Origin of the sequence: Bacillus taeanensis, from assembly GCF_003318295.1 — a bacterium.
GTDB lineage: Bacteria > Bacillota > Bacilli > Bacillales > UBA6769 > Maribacillus > Maribacillus taeanensis.
Genome location: NZ_QOCW01000010.1, coordinates 17,865 through 40,427, shown reverse-complemented (window position 1 = coordinate 40,427; position 22,563 = coordinate 17,865). Strand labels below are relative to the sequence as shown.

Below are 22,563 nucleotides of genomic sequence, written 5' to 3'. Positions count from 1 at the left end.
TTGATTTTATAATGGTTTAAGTTCAAAAAAATGATACAGCATTTTGCTGTATCATTTTTATCGTTTACTTACGCTTTTTGTACGTTAGCAGCTTGTGGTCCACGGTTACCTTCAGTGATTTCAAAAGTAACTGTTTGACCTTCTTCTAAAGTTTTGAAACCTTCAGTTTGAATAGCTGAGAAGTGTACGAATACATCGTCTCCACCTTCAACTTCGATAAATCCAAAACCTTTTTCAGCGTTAAACCATTTTACTTTACCTGTTTGCATGTGTTTTCCTCCTATGTACTCAATTGAGAGTACAAATAATTACCATTCGTTCTTTTATATAATGACAAAAGCAAAAGTCGTATCTTCAAGAAGTATAGGACTATAAGATCGCTCCACTTCTTTTAAAGTTACGACTTAAAAATATCCTTTTTATTTATATAACAAACGCAATAGTTAATTTAACTATAACTGATAAAAACAGTAAAGTCAAACAATCCAAGAACAATTTATAATCAATCTCCTTATCTAGACAAAAATTTCTCTTTTACCCTTTATGTTTAATTTTCAAAAAACACGTTTAAACTGAATAAAAAAGGAGAGTGTATACGATTGAGTAAAAAATTGATAGTAATTCTATGTGTGACGGCTTTATTTTTCCTTTGTGCCTTTACCAATCCAGATCAAGAGGACTACACCAATTGGGCTGTCCACCATTTAAAAGAAGATAAAGGCATTTTAATTAATCTTGGGACTGATTATATAGCAAAACCAATTATTAACTCCTCTACAGAAACAAAAGACTTTTTGTTTTTTTCAATCTTCCAAACGTCCTATTCTAAAGACAACGTCACAAAAACAATTGGTTTTTTTAATACCTTTATTACGTTTGATAAACAAAATAACGAATAAAGGAGTGACTCGTAGAGTCACTCCTTTATTCGTTTTACTTTTATCTCATTTCATTGATTTGCATGCTTCACAATCAATCACTATATGTAACTGAAAATATGTTCTCTTTCAGTTATGATTTTATTCATTACCGAGCAAGCATGTTGCTAAAGTTTATTATACCCCAAACTCAATGTCTGTAATTGGCCACCAATGAAAACCGTCTTTTGCTAAAAGCTCATCAGATGCTTTAGGGCCCATCGAGCCTGATTCATAGTTTGGATAATCTGCTGCTTTATTATTTTCCCAAGCAGTTGAAATCGTATCAACAAGCTTCCAAGATAATGCTACTTCATCCCAATGGGTAAAGTTTGTTGCATCACCAAGCATGCAGTCATAAATTAAACGCTCGTATGCTTCCGGTGTATTTAACGCATCAATTCCGCAGTTATTGCAGTACTCTAACTGAACAGGTGTTGTTTCACCTGATAAACCGAGCTTCTTACCGTTTAAGAACAATGTAATTCCTTCATCAGGCTGAATATGAATGACTAATAAATTTGGATGCATTTTGCTGTCTTTTTGCTTGTCTTCATATAAATTCATCGGCAGTTCTTTAAACTGAACGACAATTTTAGTCGATTTTTGTTTCATTCTCTTTCCAGTTCGAATGTAAAATGGTACACCTGCCCAACGGAAATTATCAATCATTAATTTTCCTGAAACAAACGTCTCTGTGTTTGAATCTGGATCCACATTTTTCTCTTCGCGATAGCCAATTACTTCGCTGTTGTTTGCAATACCCGGTCCATATTGACCTCGTACAAAATACTCATCAACTTGTTCTAATGAAACAGGTCTTAATGCACGAAGAACTTTAATTTTTTCATTTCGAATATCATCCGGCTTTAATCGAATTGGCGGTTCCATCGCAAGCAGCGCAACCATTTGAAGCATATGATTTTGAACCATATCACGAAGTGCACCAGAACTATCATAATAGCCGCCACGATCTTCTACACCTAATGTTTCACTTGAGGTTACTTGAATATTTGAAATAAAGCGATTGTTCCAAAGGCGTTCAAAAATCGCATTTGCAAAACGAATCACTTCAATATTTTGGACCATTTCTTTTCCAAGATAGTGATCAATACGATAAATTTCATCTTCGGCAAATGCTTCACGAAGTTCCTGGTTAAGCTTTTCCGCTGAGGAGAAATTGTGACCAAATGGTTTTTCAATAACTAAACGATTCCAACCATTTGTATTTGTAACACCTTCAGCTTTAAGATTTGATGCAATTGTCCCGAAAAAGTTGGGTGCCATTGCCATGTAAAAAATTCGATTTCCTGGAATATGAAACTCTTCTTCTAAATTTGTTAGCAGTGTGTTTAATTCTTGATAAGATTCTGCATTTGTTACATCAAATGGCAGATAGTAAAAGTGCTTGCAAAATTCATCTAGATCAATTGAAATCTCTTCTTTTGCAGCTTCTTTGATCGAATCAGCAACATTTTCACGAAATACGTCATTTGACCACGGCCTTCTTGCAGCGCCTACTACAGCAAACTCTTCAGAAAGCTTTCCACTTTTATAAAGGTTATAAATGGATGGAAATAATTTACGCTTTGCTAAGTCACCAGTCGCGCCAAAGATTACAATTGTAGTTTTAGGTTTCTCTGTTGTGTTCATTTTTCAATGCCTCACTTTATTAACATTTCTATTTACTAAAAAAACTCCTATCCAAGTACTAAATTCTATATGAATTTAGGGATTAAATCAAATAATTGAGAGAAATTATCGCTAATTTTCAAATTATTTTAATTTTTTATTCATTTATATATTATAAAGTATGGTAATTGAAATTCACAGCCTTAATTCATCGATATAATTCGACAAATTCTGTTAACTTTCGGTAAATTGCTGTTATTTCATCTAATTTCATTCGAACAAGACCGCTTGAAGAAGGTGCCACAAATTCGCGCACACCCGCAACAACAGACTGTTCTTGAAAGCCCCAGTCTGCTTTACGCTTGCCGCTAAACTCTTGATAAACCCCTTTTCCAACAAAGCAAACACATTTTGGTTGGAAATGTAAAAGAAGTTTTCTTAAATTTTCACGTCCTTGCTGGTACTCTTCTTTTGTAATATCAACAGCTGCCTTTGTAGGCCTAGAAACGATATTTGTAAGACCATAGTTATGTTTAAGCAATCGAAAATCTTCTTCATATGTCATTTTTTCCGGCGTCAATCCTGCATGATAGAGAATTTTCCAAAAACGATTTGTGGGGTTTGCAAAATGATGACCTACTTCACTTGAACGGATACTTGGATTAAAGCCGACAAATAAAACAAGCAAATCCTTTTTCAAATAATCTGGAATCGTCTCCATTTTAACACTCCTAAAATTTATAACCATAAATGAATTGATTGTATTTTACACTATATTAGAAATTATCACAATCTTTATAATTTAAATTACTTTATATAAATACTCCTCATTGTAAAAGGTATCTTTCATTCACTTAAAGAGATGGCATTATTCATAAGAGAACACCATTTTTTATTATACTCAAGTGGTTCTTAGCTTACAAATAGTATAAATCTTTTATTATGTGAAAAGCTATATTTTAAAGCTCTGTTGATTGATCAGCGCCATTTAAAAACTGTCCGCTAATGCTGAATAATAAAAAGGTGTGATAACATGCAGCGCTATTATTCGACTATTTATTGGCATTTTACAGGATCTCCAATTATTGATTGGCGCTCTATAAAACAGCCTGAAGATATACTAAAGCTTGGAAAACCAAAGTCTGAAGGGAAATCTGTGTCGATTTTAAAAGAAATATTAAAAAGTAAGCTTTTAAGAGCAACCTGTACAGAACAAATTACAGAAACATATCACACAAAAGAATTTTGCTGTACGACTGATATACCATTTAAAGATCTTTTAAACCATGCCCCATATTACGGACGTGCCGCTATAGGATTTAAAGCAAATTTTATTCAACACCAGTTTTCACCAGTATTTTATGTATCATCAGAAAATCGAAGCTTTCAACATAATGTGTTAGAAAATATTCAATTGCAAAGTAATAATTTCAGCTTAGAATTTTTATTAAATTTCATTAAAATTACAAATTTTACGCCAAAAAGCGAAGAGCATACTTTTTATCGTGAAAAAGAATGGCGTCATGTTGGTGACTACCACTTCACAGAAGATAGCATCGCAGCCATTGTGGTGCCCAATCATTATGTTCCTGATGTGAGAAAATACTTACTTCTTCACCACTACCCCGAAGATATTTCAGTTTTATCATGGAAGTTAATTGAACAAGCTTAATAGTTAAATATCATACAAATAAAAAAATTACCCTACAAATAGGAGTGTTTATTTTGATGAATAAAAAACATATCAGCAATCGACTAATGAATAACGCGAATCCAGAGAATAATTTTGCCGTTAAAAAGCATGTCAAAGCAGCAAAGCAAGAAAAAGAAAACACACAACCCGATGCTAATTATATAAATATTTATTGGGATGAATGGCACTAAGGTTTTACTTAAAAAAGTTCACTCTTGAATGAAAAAATTACACATTTCTTATTAATTTGTTCAAAAAACCTCCTTTGATACATATAGATGTACCAAAGGAGGTTGGTCCATGCTTGCAAGTCCAATATTATTTTATTTTTCTCTTCTTGGCTTTTTCCTTATCTTAGGTGGATTTTGCTATATTATCGGAAGTATGATTTATCAAAGAGAAGAGTCAATACCACTAAAAGAAGATCCGAACGATCCCCCCACCAATACCCATACACCGACATAAAAGCGCTTGTCCTTTGAAGCGCTTTTTATTTTTTCTTTATTTGAAACTCAAACTTCTTTTCAAATGAAGTTTCCTTTTTAAATGTTCGTTCAGTAAAAATAACATTTCCATCGTTACTAACTGTTAAAACAGTCGAAGCTCTCGTTCCGTAGTTTTCGGTTTTTATAAAAAGGGGAGCAAGCTTCCGTTCCCATTCTTCCCCAACTCCTGTATTTGGCAAAAGATTATCTGTTGGCTGTTCAACATTTGCTAGTGCCTCAAACAGCTGCTCTTGGTCAACCATTCGTTCTGAAATCGCGTTTTGAAAAAGCTGTTTTCCTATTACAACTTTTGGCCACGGTGTATTGATTAAAGAATTGCCCAACCCATAAATACCTGGTTCAAGCTTTATAGGCTCATTTGTGCGATTAGAATAATACCATAACTCATTTCTATCTCCCACTATGATATTAAAACCTTCATATTGCTCTTTTTTCTTGGCTAATGTTTGTAAATAGTGGGAAGAACAATCACTACCAGCTAAAAAATTCGAGACGATCTCTCCCCTCGACTGTTTATTTATGTCCAGTTCTACGAGTTCTCGATAATTTGTTAGTGCAGCAAATCGACCTGTTGTCGTTACCCCCATCCATGTTCCCATTTGCTTTAAATCGCGTCCCGCAAGGATATCAGGATGATCGTCCCAAAAATGAGCTTCCTTTGTAGGACGATTATAAAATTCATCTCGATTTGCTGCGACAATTAACGGATAAATTGGATGAACACGATGTGCAAAAAGAATTAAGCACATAGTCTATCACTTCCTTTGACTGATACGATTTTTTTGATTTTACCATGTTCTATTTTGAAAAGATAATTGCCTGTTCGAACACACTCAACTTAGTTTTTTAACATAGCGTATTTTAAAATAATTTTATTTCCTTAAACAAATACTATTAGGTGACTAGGATTGAAAGGAGTTGATTGCAGTGGGAAGAGGGAAAGGTTTTAACCATAAACGAAAAGGACATGAAAACCAAAAACCAAAACATGCACCTGATGTTGAGTCAGCGAGTGAGCCGCTCTCATATGAAAATGAACGACAGCGAAATGAAAATCGTTAAAAAGAGTATAAGCGTGGATCATCCACGCTTATACTCTTTTTCTTACAATAAAGTTTTCTTCAATTAACAACCAATTTTGAGGAAAATCAACTCCTAATTTCCAATAACTAACACCGCGAATTCCTAACTCTTTTACGAAATTAAATTTTGCCTGAATACTTCGTGCATCTTCAAACCATACTTCATGCTGTTTGCCCTGCTCATCCCAATAAGTAAAGTATGGCGATTGTGCTTTCCAATCGTATTGAATGGCAGCATTGTATTGCCTGGCCAGTGAAACAGCTCTTACTGGGCTTACCACTTTTGCGAACTGTCCCCCGGCCACATATGGCAGCGTCCAATCATAACCATAAAGCGGTATTCCCATCATAATTTTATTATTCGGCATTACTGAGGCTGCATATTCAACGACTCGACGGACTTGATCAAGCGGTGCAACTGCCATCGGCGGTCCACCACTCCACCCCCATTCATATGTCATTAGAATAACAAAATCAACAATACTACCGTGGGCGGGATAATCATGGGCTTCATACCATGCGCCCGCTTGTTCTCCGCTTACTTTCGGTGCCAATGCCGTTGATAACGAATACCCTTTTTCTCTTACTTTTCCTAGAGCCTTACGAAGAAATTGATTATAAAGAACACGATCTTCACGCCGTAAATGTTCAAAATCGATATTAAGCCCTAAATATCCTTTCTGCTCCATTAACCGAAGCGCTTCATTCAGCACTTTATCTTGTAAACTTTCGTTTGACAAAATTGTTTGACCAAGCTCTGTACTGAACTGATCTTCTTCAAGATTTGTTAACACGAAAAGGGGAACGACTTTGTCATTATATGCGGCGCTGATGAGCCCTGCCTCTCCTGGAGGTGCTTCAATACTTCCGTCACGCTTCACTTTATGACTAAATACGGCTAAATAACTTAAATGTTCACCAACTTTATCGATCTCCACCGCTTCCTACGCTGGATTATTTTTCGGTTCAATATAACCATTCACATCAATAGGCTGACGCTTTTTCGGAGGAATATATAACCTTGTTCCGACACTTAATTGACTGTAATTCCACACCCGATTTATTCGAGCTAATTCTTGAATGGAAATGTTATAGAGTTGACTTATTTTATATAAACTGTCTCCAGGCTGAACCCAATGATAAGCACCTCTAATTGGTATCACAAGTGTTTGACCGACAACTAACCGTGTCTCATTTCCTAACTCATTTGCTTTCATAAGCTCTTCAAGTGAGACATTATATGCTTGTGAAATGCCATATAACGAATTCCCTGGTTGTACGACATGTATTTGCATGCGATCCCCTCCCAAAATGAACTAAGCTAATATTACATTATTCGCTTTAAAGATAATTTATTAGTTTTAATAAAATAGTATAGTAATTGAAATTTTAAGAGGGGAGATAATAAAAAGCGCAATAATTGGATTGCGCTTGCAGATTTATCAAAAAACGTTATCATGCATATTTTAATTGTTCAATCATAGCATGTAAAACATAATCAATCGATTTAATCATTTCATTAAATCTTTTTTCTTTTGTATCCTTTTGAAATGCTGTAACAGAAATAATTGTAAGGTTTTCATACGTATCATGAATTTGAATGGGATACACATATTTAGGCTTTGCATCCGCTATCCATTCTTCTGCAAGCGGTTTCCAATTATTTGAGATCGCTAATACTTCGTCAGCAAACGGCTTTACTTCTTCATAAAAGTTTACTTCATATCCTTCGTGTTTTGTTCGATTGTGATATTGATCGTAGGCTTGTTTATTTAACTGCTGCAGCTGTTTTGTATAAAGCAGCAGTTGTTGTGTTTTTGTTAATTCTGTATTCACAGCGTCTCCCTCCATTTGTTACTATCCTAACAAATTTTAAGGGTTTCCGCACGAATCAGTTCATTCTTGTATCCAATGAATTAAGATTTAATCATTGAAAAGAGCTGCAGAAGACTCGCAAACCAACTACGCTTCACAGGTTTTGGTTTTTCAAGCATAAAATCTGAATGATAATCTTGCATTTGAAAAGTTTGTTTCTCCTGCATTTCGAGTAAAGTATTTTCAAGAGAATTAATTTTCTTTACTAAATCATCAATTTCTAACCGATGCTGTAAGAGCTGAGCTGACACAACCTCATCTGCCTTTGTTTCTAAGCGGCGTTCCATATTATCAATACGCATAATCAATTTATCTAAACGCTTTTCAATTTCATTATTTAAAGTGAATTCTTTTGTTTTGACAGCTTCTTTTTTGGGGATATCAATTTGCACGTCGGTCATAGCGAGACCTTCACTTAATTGATCTTTTATTTTTCTCAATTCTTCTATATGTTTTTCATTAAACAAATAATGGCCGTGTTCATTACGTTGACATGGTAAATTAAAAAATTTCACCCAGCGCTGAATCGTGGAAGGATTTACACCCAGTTCTTCAGAAACTTGTTTCGTTTTTAAAATCATTTCCATCACATAATACCCTCCCGCATTATTGTTTAATTACTTTATTCCTGATCCTTTGCTAATCCCCTCCTCCCCTGACAAAACTAGTGAACGTTCGCCAAAGAAAGTAAGTTTCGACAATCCTTACAACAGATTTCAGTCTTTCCGCAATATGTCTCTTCCTTTTTTAAAAGCTGAATAAAAAAAAGCTAACTTCTTTATCTGATTTTCTTTTTTCTCATACCAATCTGTCACATGATAGTAATCAAGGGGCGAAAGGGGCTTAAAATAGTGAACAGCATCTATGTGTGCGCGATACCAATCCTTTCTGTAAGAACGTTCGTGCGGTATAACTGGATAAGTGCTTCTTAAAATTGGTGTTTTTTCTCCTTTTACACCATATTGTTGATAATCTCTTCTTGATCCTGTATGAGAAGTAGCTAATGCAAATTGAAAAAAGGATTGTTTATGCCCGGAATCTATTAAGAGCCACTTTAGTTTTTTTCCTAATTCAATACGTTCTGACACCTCTTGAAAATTTTTAACACAAAAGCCATATAATTCACCTTTTAATGTTGGAAACAACACCGTGCTAAAATGAAACAATTCCTCAAAGAAAAAAGAAAAAGAATGAAAAACACGCTTTTTTAAAATCGGATGTTCAATAACTGGCTGTTGAATGACATGCTGTTCATTTATAATAAGAGCTGTGCAAAGCCGTTCTTTATTATGATTATTCCAAAAATGGAGCCATTCGTTCTTCATAAATGAGGAAACGAAAAAATCATCCAGCAAATAAAAATACGGCTTTTTATACCGCTTTGAAAGCGCATAAATGAGCAGCTGAGGATAAGCATCCGCAAATATTAACCAATTTGCGCGTTCATAAACAAGAAATAATAAATTACGATAAGGTTGATCAATTAGCTTAGAAAAGCTTTTGCTTTCTAAATCTGTCATATTCCAGCCTGCATTTCTTGAAACCATACTGGCTAGAAAAGACCAACTAATTTCTTGATGTTTCATATAATAGTTTTGATAACATACAGTACGTGAAATATTATCCTTATTTCGTTTTTCTGTTTCCCGTTTTACTTTTTCAACTAATCGCTTTTCAAGCCATGTTCGTTTTCCTCTATCCATTGGTTTATCTCCCCCTCTGCATAGTATTTGAGAATTCAGAAAAAATTAGTTACACTATACTTGGTGGACAAAAGGAGGAACGTTTATGGATAAAAAAGTGATTATTTATACCCAGGAAACATGCGGACCTTGTCATGCAGAAAAAGAATGGTTAAAAGAACACAATATCGATTTTGAAGAACGTGATATTCGAAAAAATGCTGCTTATATGAATGAAGCGATTGAACTTGGAGCAAGCCAAACTCCTGTCACAGTCATTGAAGGAAATGCTTCAAAAGAAGTTGTGATGGGATTTAATCAGGAAAAGCTTTCTTCTTTGTTGGGACTTTAATATAATAAATAGTACTTTATAATGTGCTTAGGCTATTTGAGCAAAATGCTTAAATAGCTTTTTCATTTTAAAAATAGTATTAAATTGCAACATTTGTATCATCTTTCTTTACTCTATTTCATGTACAATGAATATTGTTATTCCAAAACAAGGCAGGTGACTTCAATGACAATTCGTTATCCAAATGGAAAATCTTATATACCCAAACAACCAGTAACGTCTTCTAGTAAAAGCCATCAATACGCAAACCGCGGGATGACTCTTGAAGAAGATCTCAATTATACTAATACTTATTATTTATCACAAGGCATTGCTGTTATTCATAAAAAGCCTACCCCTTTACAAATTGTAAAAGTAGATTATCCAAAACGAAGTGCAGCGGTTATTAAAGAAGCCTATTTTAAACAAGCTTCAACAACGGATTACAACGGTGTATATCGGGGAAGATATATTGATTTTGAAGCAAAAGAAACAAAAAATAAGCAATCCTTTCCGTTAAATAACTTTCATGCTCACCAAATTGACCATATGAAGCATGTTAAAGCACAAAACGGCATATGTTTTGTCATTGTTCGCTTCTCTCTTTATGATGAAGTGTATTTATTGGACTGCAGTCACCTTTTTCATTATTGGGACCAACAATTAAAAGGTGGTCGAAAATCGATTCCAAAATCATTTATTGAACAAACCGGCATGCTTATTAAAATTGGATTACATCCAAGGATTGACTATATTGGAATTGTTGATAAAATTTATTTCAATGAAACAAAAAATTAATCACCCATAAAACATTCGGCTATTTCGAATACTAGTAGCGAACAGATGTTATGTTTTAATTATTAACAATTTTCACCTTTTTGAAATAGGTTACGAACGAAAGGTAGGAGCAACACAATGACTCGAGAATATCAGTCACGCCAAGAGCGTAAAAAATCACAAAAGCAAGATGGAAAGAAAAAAAAGAAATCAAAAAACCAAGGGCTTTTTAAAAAAATATTGGTTATATTTTTATTTTTAATTTTATTAAGTGGGATTGGTGGCGGAATTACCGTTTTTTCAATGGTTCAAGGCGCGCCAAACTTAGATCCTGCATTGCTCGAAGATCCGCAGTCTTCCACACTTTTTGATATGAATGATGAGGAATTCATGAGCAAATCAGGTGTTGAACATCGTGAAAAGGTCAAGATCCAAGACGTACCGGATGTTGTAAAAGATGCCTTTATTGCAACAGAGGATGTTCGTTTTTATGACCACTTTGGAATTGACTTAAAGCGGATTGGTGGAGCTGTTCTTGCAAACTTCCAAGAAGGTTTTGGTGCTGAAGGTGCAAGTACGATTACCCAGCAAGTTGTAAAGAATTCTTTTTTATCACCTGAAAAATCACTTTCTCGTAAAGTACAAGAAGCTTATTTATCGCTTAAGCTGGAACAAAATTATTCAAAAGATCAAATTTTAGAAATGTATTTAAACAAAATTTATTTTGCCAATCGAGCATACGGCGTAAAAACAGCAGCGGAAACATACTTCCAAAAGTCCATTGAGGAAGATGAGATTACAATAGCGGAGGCTGCATTACTAGCAGGCTTACCGCAGCGCCCAAGCTATTATGATCCATTTAAAAATCCTGAAGCAGCAGAAGAACGACGAAATACTGTTATTTCTTTAATGGAAAAACATGGATTCATTACAGCAGATCAAGCAGCAGAAGCAAAAGCGATTCCAGTTGCTGAAATGGTTCATCAACAAACAGATGAACAGCCTGCATATGAAGCATTTATGGATCAGCTTGCAGTAGAAATTGAACAAATTGATGGCGTAACGCAAAAAGATCTTTATGAAGGCGGATTAAAGATCTACACAACTATTGATACAGATGCTCAAGATTATGTAGAAACATTATTAAAAACAGATACCTATATTTCGTATCCTGATGATCGGTTTGAAGCTGGGGTTACATTATTAGATACCCAAACAGGTGCGATTCGAGCAATAGGCGGCGGGCGAAACAAAGATGAAGAAAGTGCAAACCGCATTAACTTTGCGATTCCAAACCCCGCTCTTCCTGACAGCGGCCGCCAGCCGGGTTCAACGATTAAGCCAATTTTAGATTATGGCCCTGCAATTGAAGATTTTAAATGGTCAACAGGTGAGATTCTTAAAGACCAACCACTTGTCGTAAATGGCTCGCAAATCCAGAACTGGGATGGGAAACATCGCGGAACCGTTACAATGCGTAAAGCGCTTGAATGGTCTTACAACGTACCTGCTGTGAATGCTTTTTTAGAAGTTGGTGAAGAGCGTGCAAAAGAGTTTGCTGATAACCTTGGCATCCACCTTGATACAATTTATCCTTCTTATGCGATTGGCGGCTTTGAAACAGGAATTACTCCACTAGAACTTGCTGGAGCTTATGCTGCTTTTGGTAATGAAGGCGTTTATAACACACCGCATACAATTAGAAAAATTGAATTTCCTGACGGCAGAGTGATTAATTTAGAACCTGAACCAACAGCAGCAATGAGTGATTACACCGCATATATGATAACCGATATGCTTAGAACAGTTGTTGATAGTGGAACAGGTACACAAGCCAATATTTCTGGACTTGATGTTGCAGGTAAAACAGGAACAACAAATTTACCTGACAATTATTCAGCTGCCCTGCAGAACAGCGGTGTAAAAGATGCTTGGTTTGCTGGTTATACAACAAACTATACCGCTGCGATCTGGACTGGATATAATAAGACAACTCAAGAGGATTTTGTTCGCTACAGCAATGGCGGAGATGATATTTCAAAAGAAATTTTTAAACAACTCATCTCTTATGTTTCAAAAAATCAAAATACACCAGACTTTAAACAACCAAATTCTGTTGTACGTATTGGCGTGGAACGAGGAACCAACCTTCTTCCTAGTGAATATACACCTAGCGGACAAATTGTATCAGAATTATTCGTCCGGGGCCATGAACCAAATAAAGTTTCAAAAAGATTTGATCAACCTGATACGCCATCAAATTTAGCAGCAAATTATAATGCTGAATCAAATACCATTACATTGACATGGTCTTATCCTGGAAATACAGAAGCAAGCTTTAGAATTAAACAATCGATCGAAAACGGTGGCTACCAAACCATTTCAGAAACTGCTGATATGTCTTTAACGATTTCAAATGTTGAAAAGGGAAAAACGTATCAATTCCAAGTAAGTGCTGTAGAAGCTTCCACAGGAATAGAAAGTCCTGCTGTTTCAGCTCAAGTGACAATACCTGAGGATGAGAAGATGGAGGAAGAAGAAGATATTCCTAATCCGCTTGATGAAGAGAAAAATGTGGAAGATGATGAAACGAGCGAAAACGAAGAGAAAGCACCGGATACAGATGAAGACGACAACAAGGAAAAAGAAGAGGATAAATCTGAAAACAATAAAGAAGAACAAAAGAATCCTGATAACAAAAAAGAAAAAGATGAAGATACCTCTTCAAATCCAGATTCTGCTCCTGTTAATGGGCAAAATAACAACAATCCAACAGAAAATAAACCAGCTGAACCACTCACCCAATAAAAATAACGTCCCCCTGAATTTTATTTCAGGGGGACGTTATTTTTTTAATAGAAAGGCTTTATAATATTTTTTTCTCAGCTCTAAAAACAACTCATTTAATTGAATATAAGCATGATAATAATCAGGATGTTGAAATAAAAATTCAATTCTTTCCACTGCATTTACAGGCTTTATCTCGAGCTGGTCTATTTCTTCTTTTCGCCAATTCTTAAGCGGTGGAACAGGCAAGTTATTACACCAGTATAGAACTTCTATAAATAAACCAATCCATTCAATCATTGGCTTTTTTGCATTTTTACGATCACGCTTCCGAAATAATTCCGCCATCTCTTTACTCGCTTTTTGCCAATCATCAAATATGTCATAAAGTAATGTTTTATCCTCATTCCATGGCAAATAAGCTAATGGCAGATTCTTAAAAAAGAAAATATCATAAATAAATAAGTTCGTTTTTAATGATTGCGTTCCTAGAGGGAGTTCCTCATATTGTAAAGCTGATTGTTCTTCAAAAAAGAAGGGGTGTGTAAATTCTTCTGGTATAGAAATAACCTTTAATTTATTTTGCCTTGCCATTTGCGAGCACCTTCATTCGCTTTTGTCCTTCCCGACAAATATCTAACAGCGGACAAACTTCACATTGCGGACTTTTAGCCTTACAGTGATAACGACCAAAAAAGATCATCCGATGATGTGTTACTGACCACTCTTCTTCTGGTACTTTTTTCATTAAGGTTTCCTCTACTTGTAATACGGTATCTTTCCATCTGCAAATACCAAGTCTTTTGCTGACCCGTTCAACATGTGTATCAACAGCAATAGCAGGAATATTGAAAGCGACAGAAACAATGACATTCGCCGTTTTTCTCCCTACACCTGGAAATCGTGTTAACTCATCTCGATCTTTTGGAATTTCCCCACTATATTCTTCAATTAACATTCGTGATAATTTTTGAATATTTTTTGCTTTATTCCGATATAAGCCAATTTTCTTTATATCTTCTTGTAATTCTTCAAGCGGAACAGCTAAAAAATCTTCAGGTGTGTTATATTTTTTAAATAACCCCGGCGTTACCTTATTTACTAACGCATCTGTACATTGTGCGGATAATAATACAGCAATCATTAATTCGAATGGATTAGAGTGATGTAGTTCACAATGTGCTTCTGGAAACATTTCACCCATCGTATCTAAAACTTCACGAATTTGTTTCTTTGTTAACACAAGTAATCATTCCTTTATGATTGTTCTAGCCAATTGTAAAACGGATAGGTGACTTTCTTTTTAGGTTCTGGATCACTGCTGCTTTTTGTTCGTGATTGGTATTTCCGAAATTTTTCTCCATATTCCCTTGCCTGCTCGACTGTTTGAATGCCGTTCTTTTTCCATTCAAATAAAATACGATCAATATAACGAAAATTCATTTTTCCTGATAAAACACCTTCTTTTAATGCGGCTTGAATTAATGAAGAAGGATGCTGATCTTGATCAATCCACATTGCTAATGTTTCACATTCAATTGGAGACAATGGACGTCCAAACTCTGTTTCAAAAATTGAATACAAATTCGTCTCTGTTGATAAAACATTTTTTTCTTGTTTTGGTTCACTTACTAACAGCAGCTTTTCCCAAAGCGCTAAAAGAGAATAGGTTTCAGAATAATATCCTTTTTCCATATCTTGATGCTCATCAATCGTTAATACCCCTTTTTGCATAAGACGGCGCAGAATTTCCATGCACGTTTCTGAGGAATATGTCATTCGCTCAGCAAGTTCTTCAGGAGTTGGAAAATAATTACCACTTTCTGCAAATGTATACACTTGTAAAAGAAGCATACATTCCTCTTCGGTTATTCCTACCCGTTTATAATACTGAAATAACATTTTGGGAATCGATACCGAGCCTTCGTTCAACCATCTTAACATATGTGATTTATTCATTCAGGTAACACCTCGGCTTTATTATATCATGTTAATCATGAAGCTATGCTAGGAATAACACCCCCCCTTCTCATAAAGGGGGGGTGTTCTCTAGTTGTGTATTGCTTTTTCTTAAGGATATAAACGATTTAAAAGACGCGGGAATGGAATTGTTTCACGGACATGTTCCGCTCCACTAATCCATGCCACTGTTCGCTCCAGACCTAAACCAAACCCGGAATGTGGAACAGAGCCAAATTTACGTAATTCTAAATACCATTTATATGCTTCTTCAGATAGGTTATGTTCTTCATAACGCTGTTTCATTAATTCATAATCGTCAATCCGCTGGCTGCCGCCAATGATCTCACCATATCCTTCAGGCGCAATTAAATCCGCACAAAGAACAACATCATCACGGTTTGGATCCGGCTTCATATAAAATGCTTTAATATCTTTTGGATAATTTGTGATAAATACCGGCTTATCAAAACTTTCGGCAATCGCCGTTTCATGAGGAGCTCCAAAGTCTTCTCCCCATTCAATATCATCAAAGCCTTTTTCTTTCAGCATTTCAATTGCTTTATCATAAGAGATACGTGGAAATGGCGCTTTGACGTTTTCGAGTTTTGAAAGATCACGATTTAATGTTTTTAATTCAAGCTTACAATTTTTCAGGACAGATTGTACCATATAAGAGACATACTGTTCTTGAATTTCTAAACTTTCTTCATGATCGACAAATGCCATTTCAGGTTCAATCATCCAAAATTCAATTAAATGACGACGTGTTTTCGATTTTTCAGCACGAAATGTTGGACCGAATGAGAAGACTCGTCCAAACGCCATGGCAGCTGCTTCCATATATAATTGTCCGCTTTGTGAAAGATAAGCGTCTTCATCAAAGTATTTTGTATGAAAAAGTGAGGTTGTTCCTTCTGCCGAGCTTCCTGTCAAAATCGGCGGATCCACTTTTGTAAACCCATTGTCATTAAAAAATTCATATGTGGCACGAATAAGTTCATTTCGAATCCGTAAAATAGCATGCTGTTTCTTTGAACGAATCCAAAGGTGCCGATTGTCCATTAAAAACTCTGTGCCATGTTCCTTTGGTGTAATCGGATAATCAACTGATTCACTAATAACATCAACATTTATAACTGTTAATTCAAAGCCTGATGGAGAGCGCTCATCGGCTCGAACAATTCCTGTTACTGTTACAGCTGATTCCTGTGTAAGGTCTTTAGCTGCTGTCCATGCTTCTTCGCTTACTTCTTTTTTTACCATTACACCTTGAATAAATCCGGTGCCGTCACGCAGCTGCAGAAATTGAATTTTCCCGCTGGATCGCTTGTTTGCAATCCACGCGCCAATTGTTACTGTTTCTTCAACATGCTGACTCACTTGAGAAATCGTTGTTTTCACACTGTTCCCTCCAACTAACTAACTTAAACACAGTCATTATCATAACAATTATTATAATAATATACAAATTTATAAAAGTTAGTTACGCATTTACTTTGCTTTTTACAAAACGTTCAACACGTGTTAAGGCTTCTTCAATTAACTCAAGAGATGTTGCATAGGAAAGACGGACATTATCAGGTGCACCAAAGCCTGAACCTGGCACAAGCGCTACTTTTTCCTCATCCAGCAGTGCTTTGACAAACTCGTCTACATTTGAATAGCCTGTTTTTTCAGCTGCTTCTTTTACATTTGGAAATAAATAAAATGCTCCTTTGGGCTTTACACAAGAGAACCCCGGAATATTTATAAGCTGCTCATATACTTTATTTAAACGCTCTTCAAATGCTTGTCTCATTGTTTCTACAGGCTCTTGTGTTCCATCATATGCTGCAATGGCTCCGTATTGTGCTAGTGATGTTGGGTTTGATGTGCTGTGGCTTGCTAAGTTTGTCATTGCTTTGACGATTTCAGCATTTCCTGCCGCATAGCCAATGCGCCAGCCTGTCATCGAGTGAGATTTTGAAACCCCGTTAATAATAATGGTTTGCTCTTTTAATTTATTTGAAAGCTGTGCAATTGATACATGTTTTGCATCACCATAAATAAGCTTTTCATAAATTTCGTCTGAAACAATTAAAAGATCATGCTTTAAACAAACATCTCCTAGCTTTTGTAGTTCTTCCGCAGAATAAAGAGAGCCTGTTGGGTTGCTTGGAGAATTAATGATGATTGCTTTTGTTTTCTCTGATACAGCTGCTTCTACTTGTTCTGGCGTAATTTTAAAATCATTGCTTTCTTTTCCTTCAATATAAACAGGGTTCCCGCCGGCAAGTTTCACTTGTTCCGGATAACTGACCCAATAGGGAGTTGGAATAACCACTTCATCGCCTTCATCAAGCAGCACTTGAAATAATGTGTACAGCGCATGTTTTGCTCCTGTACATACAATAATTTCGTTCGGCTGATATGTAATGTCTTGATCGTTTTTAAATTTTTCAATAATGCTTTGCTTTAACTCTGCTAAACCGCCGGCTGGTGTATATTTTGTATGCCCTTCATTCATTGACTGTACGGCTGCATCAATAATATGCTGTGGTGTATTAAAATCTGGCTCTCCTGCTCCTAAGCCAATGACATCATGACCTTGTGCACGAAGTTCTTTTGCTTTTGCTGTAATAGCAAGTGTAGTAGATGGTGTTAACGCTGAAACACGTGTTGATAATTTCATCTTTTTTCCTCCTCATATCTCATCATTATAGATACACTAAATTTAGTGTGTTTCTCGTTTTAGGTTATATTTTTTATTCAAATACGCCCCATCTTTAAATGCGACATAATAAAAACTGTAACGATCTTCTTGATCAATGTAGGTTACTTCCCAAAGCGGCACTTTATTTTCTGCACCAAGTCGAATATCAATAATTTTTTTATAGTCAACTTTTTTATCAATTAGTTCCTTTACTTGTTTTTTTGTAACCCCTGCTGATGCCTTTCTTGAAAAAGGTTCAATTTTAGGATTTGTCGAAATCCAAGCAATGATTTCTTCCTCCTGCTCATTCTTACCTTGAACAACTTGATAGGAATTTGACCCATGATAAAAACTAACCTTTGAAATAGTCTTTATATGGAATAATTCTTTCGCCTTTGCAGCGGCTTTTTGTTCCAAACCTGCATTTGCAGAGGTAACCTCACTGTAAAACGAAACACCTTGCCAAATTACAATTGCCGTAATAACAGCAAGAACGAATACTGCTTTTTTCATTGTATCACCTTATGTGCGGTAAATGGTAAAAACCATTTTCTCTTCATCTTCTTTATCCAATGCTAACCCAAACATTAAATCTTCATGTTTTAACGTGCGATTCAATAGATCAACGACTTTATATAAATCAATTACTTTTTCTATCTTAACCGTTGAAAGTACTTCAATCTTCTTTTCCAACATAAACATTCCTTTCAATTCATACCTATATGTTCCAACCATTTCTTTTACTAAAAAACCTGTATCAGAAATGATACAGGTTTTTTAGTTTTTACCTGTGATAAATCTCAACTGCACTTTTCAAAACGATATTATTATTTTCAATCATCTTGCAGTTTTTTGCAAGAGGAGAAGTAACTTTTTTATAAGTTTTTCTATATTGTTGAAAAGTCTCTTTCATCGATTGGAATCGTAATCACTTTATAAAACTTTTCATCACACTTTATCATAATTGTTCCTAATTTGTATGGTTGATAAATATCGATCCAGCCCTCTTGAAGCCTTTCCATTACTTGATCACTAGCCCATCCCTTTTTTTGTTTAAAAATAACAGCAGCATGTGGGTCGACTGTTTCAAGCAGTTCTTGACTTGTGCCGCTTTCATGACCAAAGTGACCCACTTTTAAAACAGCTGACTTTAATGGGTATTGCTTCATTAATTGCTTTTCGACTAAAAAATCGGTTTTTCCCATATAAAGAATCCTGTGATCCCCATAAGAAAAGGAAAACGTTAATGCTCCTTCGTCAGGTACATATAAAACTCGGATGAAAAGTCCCGGGTTTACTTCATATTCTTTTCCCTCTTCTAGTTCTAAAAAGGGAACTGACAATGATTGAACAGCGGCCAGTTTTTTTTGAATTGCTTTCGCTGCATAAATTTTTTTCGGATGATATTTTGCAGCTACTTCCTCTACATTCCCGGCATACAGTTCACTGCTGTCAGTTAAAACCATGTAATCAATTTCTTTAAGATGATAAAGTTCTAACCGTTTAAACAGTTCTTCTTCAGACGAGGAAGATCCGGTATTAATTAATCCAGTCTCTCCCTTACCTGTTTGAATTAACAGTGCTTCTCCATTAGACAAATCAAAGAAATTAAATGCGACTTCCTGTTCTGAAAGTTTAACCTGTATTTTTGAAAGCTCAGCAGGTATCGCAGGGGAAACACCTCCAAAAAATAGAACGGCCAAGATAAGAAGCTTCATAATTGAGTAACTCCTTCCGCACTTCTTGCTGCTATTTACAGACTTAGTTTGCGTACTTTTTTAAAGAGTTATCACAACCATCCTCTTAGTTCATCAAGCAGTTCATAAAGAGGTCCTTTCATAATTGGAACAGCCGGCAGTGACTGGCGAAACATTTTTCCATAGCGTGTGGAAATAATTCTACGGTCTAACACAAAGACAACACCGCGATCCGATTGAGTACGAACAAGCCGCCCAAATCCTTGTTTAAAGCGAATCACCGCTTGAGGAAGTGATAAATCCATAAAAGGATTTCCACCATTGTTTGCAAGTTTTTCACTTTTTGCTGCAAGAATTGGGTGATCGGGTGGTGAAAATGGCAGTCTTACAATTACTAAACAACTTAAATCTTCACCAGGGATGTCGACTCCTTCCCAAAAACTGCTCGTTCCAAATAAAATTGCTTTATCAAACTGTTTAAAGTTTTTTGTAAGCTTCGCCCGGCTCCCGCTGTCAACTCCCTGACCAATTAAAATAAATTTTTCTGTTAATTCTTTTACCCGCTTATAAACAGCACGAAGCATTTCATAGGAAGTAAATAAAACAAGCATTCGTCCATTTGTAACGTTCGCAATTTGATAAATCGATTGTGCAGCCTCTTCCACAAATTCTTCTTGTTTGACATCTTTTATTAACGGAAAATCTGTTGGAATCATTAGTTTTGCCTGGTTTTCATAATGAAAAGGCGAGGGAATCGTTTTTGTGATCGGCACAAAGTCTTCTAAACCAAGATGTTCTATTATATAATCAAAGTTCTCATTGACGGTTAAGGTAGCTGATGTTAACACCACACTATTCTTTTTTGAAAAAAATGAATCGGCAAGTTTATCAGCGATTTCAATTGGCTTACTAAAAATGTAAACGGCATTGCGCGGCCCTTTTATTTCTGCTTCAAGCCACATAACCTCATCAACATGCCGGTTAAGAAGAAGATAATCTAACTTATCGTGCTGTTCTAAAACTGTTTGAATCATTCCTTCATAATCGACAAGCAAACCACTTTGTTTTAATGAGAGGTGCTCTTCTTTTTCTCGTAACGCTTTGTTCACTTCGCTTAATAAATTTGCAAGATCTTTTAGCTGCGATGTAACACGAGCAGTTGTTTCTAAAATACTTGCCCACAGCTTGTTTTTTTCAATTTCTTCATCTATTCGCAAAGAGACTCGTCCAATTTCAGTTGGTGACTTTTTATGTTTTCTGCTTACAAAAGTATGCAGCATCCGAAAGAGATCACTGCCTTCTACAAGCACATTTTTTAATGCTTCATCAATGCGTTTAATATCCGCTTTTGAAATAGATGACTCGATTTCTTCACATAGTTTTGCTGCTTTAGAAAAAAGACCATTGTCCGCACTATCTCCTATGCGATCTAGGAGCTGGTGAAAAGAAAAGTAATCTGTTTGAACGCCAAAATAATTTCCCCCTACTTCTTCAAGGTGATGGGCTTCATCAATCACTACTTCCTTATAAGCTGGAAGAAGCTGATTTCGATTTACTAAATCTGTAAAAAGAAGCGAATGATTTGTAATCACAACATCTGCCTGCTGTGCTTTTCGTTTTGCACGATGATAAAAGCATCGTGAGAAAAAGGGACATTTATGATTTAAGCATGAACGAACATCGCTTTTAACATCTTCCCATAACAGCTTTCCTCCCGAAGGTAAATTTAGTTCTTCCACATCCCCAAAATCTGTCTCAACAAGCCAAACGAGCAGCTGAGCTTTTGTTAAAATCGTATCATAATTTTGCTCAACGGTTTGAGATAAGTGCTGCTCAAATTTACGCATACATAAATAATGATTTCGTCCTTTTAAGACAGCGGCATTTAACTCAAATGGAAGAAGTTCATTTAAAAGAGGAATATCTCGATCTAAAAGCTGCTCCTGCAGTTGAACAGTATGGGTACTTATAACCATAGGCCGTCCTTCTTTTTTTCCATAGACAATACTCGGCAGTAAATAGGCAAGTGATTTCCCTGTGCCGGTTCCAGCTTCCACGAGCAAATGCTGATGAGCATCGAGAGCTTCATCAACAGCATCCATCATTTCTACCTGACCTTTTCTTGCTTCATAATATTTCATAGAAGATGAAAGTGTTTGAAGAATACTTTCCTTTAGGTCTTGAAAAGAAGGAACAGATGAATAATCTTCTTTAAGCTCAATCTGTTTTTTAAATGCAAATTGACGAAATAAGTCAACATTATCCTCTTCCTTAAGTAAACTTTTTAATTTTGCTTGAATTTCTGCTCGAAAAATCCCTTCCACATCACTTTTTAGCTGTCTCACTAACGGTTCAAGATTTTGCAGCGTTAATAATGGCAAAGTATTTATCTTATTAAGCAGAAACAAAAGCAGTCTTGCCGTCACTTCTGCATCACTATCAGCGCGATGTGGGTTTTCGTGTTCAATATCTAAATATTCTGCCAGCTGATTTAATTTATAACTTTCAATATGAGGCAAAAGCATTCGAGACAGCTCCACTGTATCAATACTTGGTCCTTTAAATTCCAAATAGCCGCTGTTCGCTAATTCCTCTTGTAGAAATGCTAAATCAAACGGAACATTATGAGCCACAAAATACGAACCATCAAGCAATTTCCATAAATCAGGAGCAATGTCATCAAAAATTGGCGCTTTCTGGACATCTTCATCGCTTATTCCTGTTAACTGCTGAACAAATGGAGGAATTGGAAGCTGCGGATTTACATAACTTGAAAAACGCTCAACAATTTTATCGTCTTCAATCAGCACTGCTCCCACTTGAATTACACGGTCTTTCATTGGTGAATTTCCTGTTGTTTCAAAATCAATTACGACATATCTATTTCCCAAAATTGTCACCTCTAATATCTACCCTCAACTTAACTTGCG

The 22,563-nt window shown here is 35.7% G+C and carries 24 protein-coding genes and 1 pseudogene; 8 read left to right on the top strand and 17 right to left on the bottom strand.

Going from position 1 to position 22,563, the window contains the following annotated elements:
* Positions 1–68: 68 nt before the first annotated feature.
* Complete coding sequence (cspD, locus tag DS031_RS11005) at positions 69–269, bottom strand: cold-shock protein CspD (RefSeq protein WP_113806132.1); 201 nt, start codon at positions 267–269, stop codon at positions 69–71.
* A 330-nt stretch (positions 270–599) separates the two neighbouring features.
* Here cspD and DS031_RS11000 point away from each other — a divergent pair, with 330 nt between their 5' ends.
* The gene (locus DS031_RS11000) at positions 600–899 is read left to right on the top strand and encodes a DUF4359 domain-containing protein (protein WP_181833115.1); all 300 of its coding nucleotides are present in this window, start codon (positions 600–602) and stop codon (positions 897–899) included.
* A gap of 156 nt (positions 900–1,055) precedes the next feature.
* On the opposite strand, the gene zwf is transcribed toward DS031_RS11000, so the two are convergent.
* Together zwf and DS031_RS10990 are read right to left on the bottom strand one after the other, a co-directional pair.
* The gene (zwf, locus tag DS031_RS10995; RefSeq protein ID WP_113806130.1) at positions 1,056–2,570 is read right to left on the bottom strand and encodes a glucose-6-phosphate dehydrogenase; all 1,515 of its coding nucleotides are present in this window, start codon (positions 2,568–2,570) and stop codon (positions 1,056–1,058) included.
* 187 nt (positions 2,571–2,757) lie between these two features.
* Positions 2,758–3,270, bottom strand: a complete 513-nt coding sequence (locus tag DS031_RS10990) for a mismatch-specific DNA-glycosylase (RefSeq protein ID WP_113806129.1) — start codon at positions 3,268–3,270, stop codon at positions 2,758–2,760.
* A gap of 312 nt (positions 3,271–3,582) precedes the next feature.
* On the opposite strand from DS031_RS10990, the gene DS031_RS10985 reads away from it, so the two are divergent.
* The 3 genes from DS031_RS10985 to DS031_RS23650 all read left to right on the top strand — a co-directional run bounded on the left by DS031_RS10985 (position 3,583) and on the right by DS031_RS23650 (position 4,707).
* A complete protein-coding gene (locus DS031_RS10985) occupies positions 3,583–4,221 on the top strand; it encodes an abortive infection system antitoxin AbiGi family protein (protein WP_113806128.1) in 639 nt (212 codons plus the stop codon).
* 56 nt (positions 4,222–4,277) lie between these two features.
* On the top strand, positions 4,278–4,433 hold the full coding sequence (locus tag DS031_RS23655) for a hypothetical protein (RefSeq protein WP_181833114.1): 156 nt from the start codon (positions 4,278–4,280) through the stop codon (positions 4,431–4,433).
* A gap of 109 nt (positions 4,434–4,542) precedes the next feature.
* The gene (locus DS031_RS23650; protein ID WP_181833113.1) at positions 4,543–4,707 is read left to right on the top strand and encodes a hypothetical protein; all 165 of its coding nucleotides are present in this window, start codon (positions 4,543–4,545) and stop codon (positions 4,705–4,707) included.
* 25 nt (positions 4,708–4,732) lie between these two features.
* On the opposite strand, the gene DS031_RS10980 is transcribed toward DS031_RS23650, so the two are convergent.
* The gene (locus DS031_RS10980) at positions 4,733–5,497 is read right to left on the bottom strand and encodes an NRDE family protein (RefSeq protein ID WP_113806127.1); all 765 of its coding nucleotides are present in this window, start codon (positions 5,495–5,497) and stop codon (positions 4,733–4,735) included.
* Positions 5,498–5,675: 178 nt separating this feature from the next.
* Between DS031_RS10980 and DS031_RS24440 the strand changes: the two genes are divergently transcribed.
* On the top strand, positions 5,676–5,810 hold the full coding sequence (locus DS031_RS24440; RefSeq protein ID WP_281269115.1) for a hypothetical protein: 135 nt from the start codon (positions 5,676–5,678) through the stop codon (positions 5,808–5,810).
* 28 nt (positions 5,811–5,838) lie between these two features.
* Here DS031_RS24440 and DS031_RS10975 read toward each other — a convergent pair.
* The 4 genes and pseudogenes from DS031_RS10975 to DS031_RS10960 all read right to left on the bottom strand — a co-directional run bounded on the left by DS031_RS10975 (position 5,839) and on the right by DS031_RS10960 (position 9,408).
* Positions 5,839–7,125, bottom strand: a pseudogene (locus tag DS031_RS10975) (LysM peptidoglycan-binding domain-containing protein).
* 160 nt (positions 7,126–7,285) lie between these two features.
* The gene (locus DS031_RS10970) at positions 7,286–7,666 is read right to left on the bottom strand and encodes a YppE family protein (RefSeq protein WP_245947361.1); all 381 of its coding nucleotides are present in this window, start codon (positions 7,664–7,666) and stop codon (positions 7,286–7,288) included.
* 80 nt (positions 7,667–7,746) lie between these two features.
* Entirely contained in the window at positions 7,747–8,292 is a 546-nt protein-coding gene (locus tag DS031_RS10965; RefSeq protein WP_142675769.1) for a MerR family transcriptional regulator, read from the bottom strand.
* Between the two features lie 129 nt (positions 8,293–8,421).
* Positions 8,422–9,408 (bottom strand): DUF2515 family protein, encoded by a 987-nt coding sequence (locus DS031_RS10960; protein WP_113806124.1) that lies wholly within the window; start codon positions 9,406–9,408, stop codon positions 8,422–8,424.
* A gap of 85 nt (positions 9,409–9,493) precedes the next feature.
* Here DS031_RS10960 and DS031_RS10955 point away from each other — a divergent pair, with 85 nt between their 5' ends.
* From DS031_RS10955 to DS031_RS10945, 3 genes are all read left to right on the top strand, one after another.
* Positions 9,494–9,739 (top strand): glutaredoxin family protein, encoded by a 246-nt coding sequence (locus tag DS031_RS10955; RefSeq protein WP_113806123.1) that lies wholly within the window; start codon positions 9,494–9,496, stop codon positions 9,737–9,739.
* Positions 9,740–9,904: 165 nt separating this feature from the next.
* Complete coding sequence (gene recU, locus DS031_RS10950; protein ID WP_113806122.1) at positions 9,905–10,516, top strand: Holliday junction resolvase RecU; 612 nt, start codon at positions 9,905–9,907, stop codon at positions 10,514–10,516.
* 117 nt (positions 10,517–10,633) lie between these two features.
* Positions 10,634–13,303 carry a PBP1A family penicillin-binding protein gene (locus DS031_RS10945; protein WP_113806121.1) on the top strand — a complete coding sequence of 890 codons (2,670 nt, stop codon included), beginning with the start codon at positions 10,634–10,636 and terminating at the stop codon, positions 13,301–13,303.
* Positions 13,304–13,339: 36 nt separating this feature from the next.
* On the opposite strand, the gene DS031_RS10940 is transcribed toward DS031_RS10945, so the two are convergent.
* The 9 genes from DS031_RS10940 to dinG form a co-directional block, all read right to left on the bottom strand.
* On the bottom strand, positions 13,340–13,876 hold the full coding sequence (locus tag DS031_RS10940) for a YpoC family protein (RefSeq protein ID WP_113806120.1): 537 nt from the start codon (positions 13,874–13,876) through the stop codon (positions 13,340–13,342).
* The gene (gene nth / locus DS031_RS10935; RefSeq protein ID WP_113806119.1) at positions 13,860–14,525 is read right to left on the bottom strand and encodes an endonuclease III; all 666 of its coding nucleotides are present in this window, start codon (positions 14,523–14,525) and stop codon (positions 13,860–13,862) included. The genes DS031_RS10940 and nth overlap by 17 nt, the downstream gene beginning before the upstream one ends.
* A 14-nt stretch (positions 14,526–14,539) precedes the next feature.
* Complete coding sequence (locus tag DS031_RS10930; RefSeq protein ID WP_113806118.1) at positions 14,540–15,241, bottom strand: DnaD domain-containing protein; 702 nt, start codon at positions 15,239–15,241, stop codon at positions 14,540–14,542.
* Between the two features lie 111 nt (positions 15,242–15,352).
* Positions 15,353–16,645 (bottom strand): asparagine--tRNA ligase, encoded by a 1,293-nt coding sequence (gene asnS / locus DS031_RS10925; RefSeq protein WP_113806117.1) that lies wholly within the window; start codon positions 16,643–16,645, stop codon positions 15,353–15,355.
* Positions 16,646–16,727: 82 nt separating this feature from the next.
* Entirely contained in the window at positions 16,728–17,915 is a 1,188-nt protein-coding gene (locus DS031_RS10920) for a pyridoxal phosphate-dependent aminotransferase (RefSeq protein ID WP_113806116.1), read from the bottom strand.
* 42 nt (positions 17,916–17,957) lie between these two features.
* The gene (locus tag DS031_RS10915; RefSeq protein WP_113806115.1) at positions 17,958–18,449 is read right to left on the bottom strand and encodes a cell wall elongation regulator TseB-like domain-containing protein; all 492 of its coding nucleotides are present in this window, start codon (positions 18,447–18,449) and stop codon (positions 17,958–17,960) included.
* A gap of 9 nt (positions 18,450–18,458) precedes the next feature.
* Positions 18,459–18,629: a YpmA family protein gene (locus DS031_RS10910; protein WP_113806114.1), complete on the bottom strand. Its 171-nt coding sequence runs from the start codon at positions 18,627–18,629 to the stop codon at positions 18,459–18,461.
* A gap of 194 nt (positions 18,630–18,823) precedes the next feature.
* Positions 18,824–19,654 (bottom strand): ComEC/Rec2 family competence protein, encoded by an 831-nt coding sequence (locus tag DS031_RS10905; RefSeq protein ID WP_113806113.1) that lies wholly within the window; start codon positions 19,652–19,654, stop codon positions 18,824–18,826.
* A 71-nt stretch (positions 19,655–19,725) separates the two neighbouring features.
* Positions 19,726–22,533 (bottom strand): ATP-dependent DNA helicase DinG, encoded by a 2,808-nt coding sequence (gene dinG, locus DS031_RS10900; protein WP_245947359.1) that lies wholly within the window; start codon positions 22,531–22,533, stop codon positions 19,726–19,728.
* Positions 22,534–22,563 lie beyond the last annotated feature (30 nt).

Excerpts from the sequence above, each read along its gene's own strand:
- DS031_RS10920 (WP_113806116.1), bottom strand. The coding sequence starts at position 17,915 with ATGAAATTATCAACACGTGTTTCAGCGTTAACACCATCTACTACACTT.
- DS031_RS23650 (WP_181833113.1), top strand. The coding sequence starts at position 4,543 with ATGCTTGCAAGTCCAATATTATTTTATTTTTCTCTTCTTGGCTTTTTC.
- DS031_RS10940 (WP_113806120.1), bottom strand. The coding sequence starts at position 13,876 with ATGGCAAGGCAAAATAAATTAAAGGTTATTTCTATACCAGAAGAATTT.
- DS031_RS10915 (WP_113806115.1), bottom strand. The coding sequence starts at position 18,449 with ATGAAAAAAGCAGTATTCGTTCTTGCTGTTATTACGGCAATTGTAATT.
- DS031_RS10985 (WP_113806128.1), top strand. The coding sequence starts at position 3,583 with ATGCAGCGCTATTATTCGACTATTTATTGGCATTTTACAGGATCTCCA.
- DS031_RS10945 (WP_113806121.1), top strand. The coding sequence starts at position 10,634 with ATGACTCGAGAATATCAGTCACGCCAAGAGCGTAAAAAATCACAAAAG.
- DS031_RS10980 (WP_113806127.1), bottom strand. The coding sequence starts at position 5,497 with ATGTGCTTAATTCTTTTTGCACATCGTGTTCATCCAATTTATCCGTTA.
- DS031_RS10905 (WP_113806113.1), bottom strand. The coding sequence starts at position 19,654 with ATGAAGCTTCTTATCTTGGCCGTTCTATTTTTTGGAGGTGTTTCCCCT.
- DS031_RS10965 (WP_142675769.1), bottom strand. The coding sequence starts at position 8,292 with ATGGAAATGATTTTAAAAACGAAACAAGTTTCTGAAGAACTGGGTGTA.
- DS031_RS10960 (WP_113806124.1), bottom strand. The coding sequence starts at position 9,408 with ATGGATAGAGGAAAACGAACATGGCTTGAAAAGCGATTAGTTGAAAAA.
- recU (WP_113806122.1), top strand. The coding sequence starts at position 9,905 with ATGACAATTCGTTATCCAAATGGAAAATCTTATATACCCAAACAACCA.
- zwf (WP_113806130.1), bottom strand. The coding sequence starts at position 2,570 with ATGAACACAACAGAGAAACCTAAAACTACAATTGTAATCTTTGGCGCG.
- cspD (WP_113806132.1), bottom strand. The coding sequence starts at position 269 with ATGCAAACAGGTAAAGTAAAATGGTTTAACGCTGAAAAAGGTTTTGGA.
- DS031_RS10930 (WP_113806118.1), bottom strand. The coding sequence starts at position 15,241 with ATGAATAAATCACATATGTTAAGATGGTTGAACGAAGGCTCGGTATCG.
- DS031_RS10990 (WP_113806129.1), bottom strand. The coding sequence starts at position 3,270 with ATGGAGACGATTCCAGATTATTTGAAAAAGGATTTGCTTGTTTTATTT.
- DS031_RS10955 (WP_113806123.1), top strand. The coding sequence starts at position 9,494 with ATGGATAAAAAAGTGATTATTTATACCCAGGAAACATGCGGACCTTGT.
- DS031_RS23655 (WP_181833114.1), top strand. The coding sequence starts at position 4,278 with ATGAATAAAAAACATATCAGCAATCGACTAATGAATAACGCGAATCCA.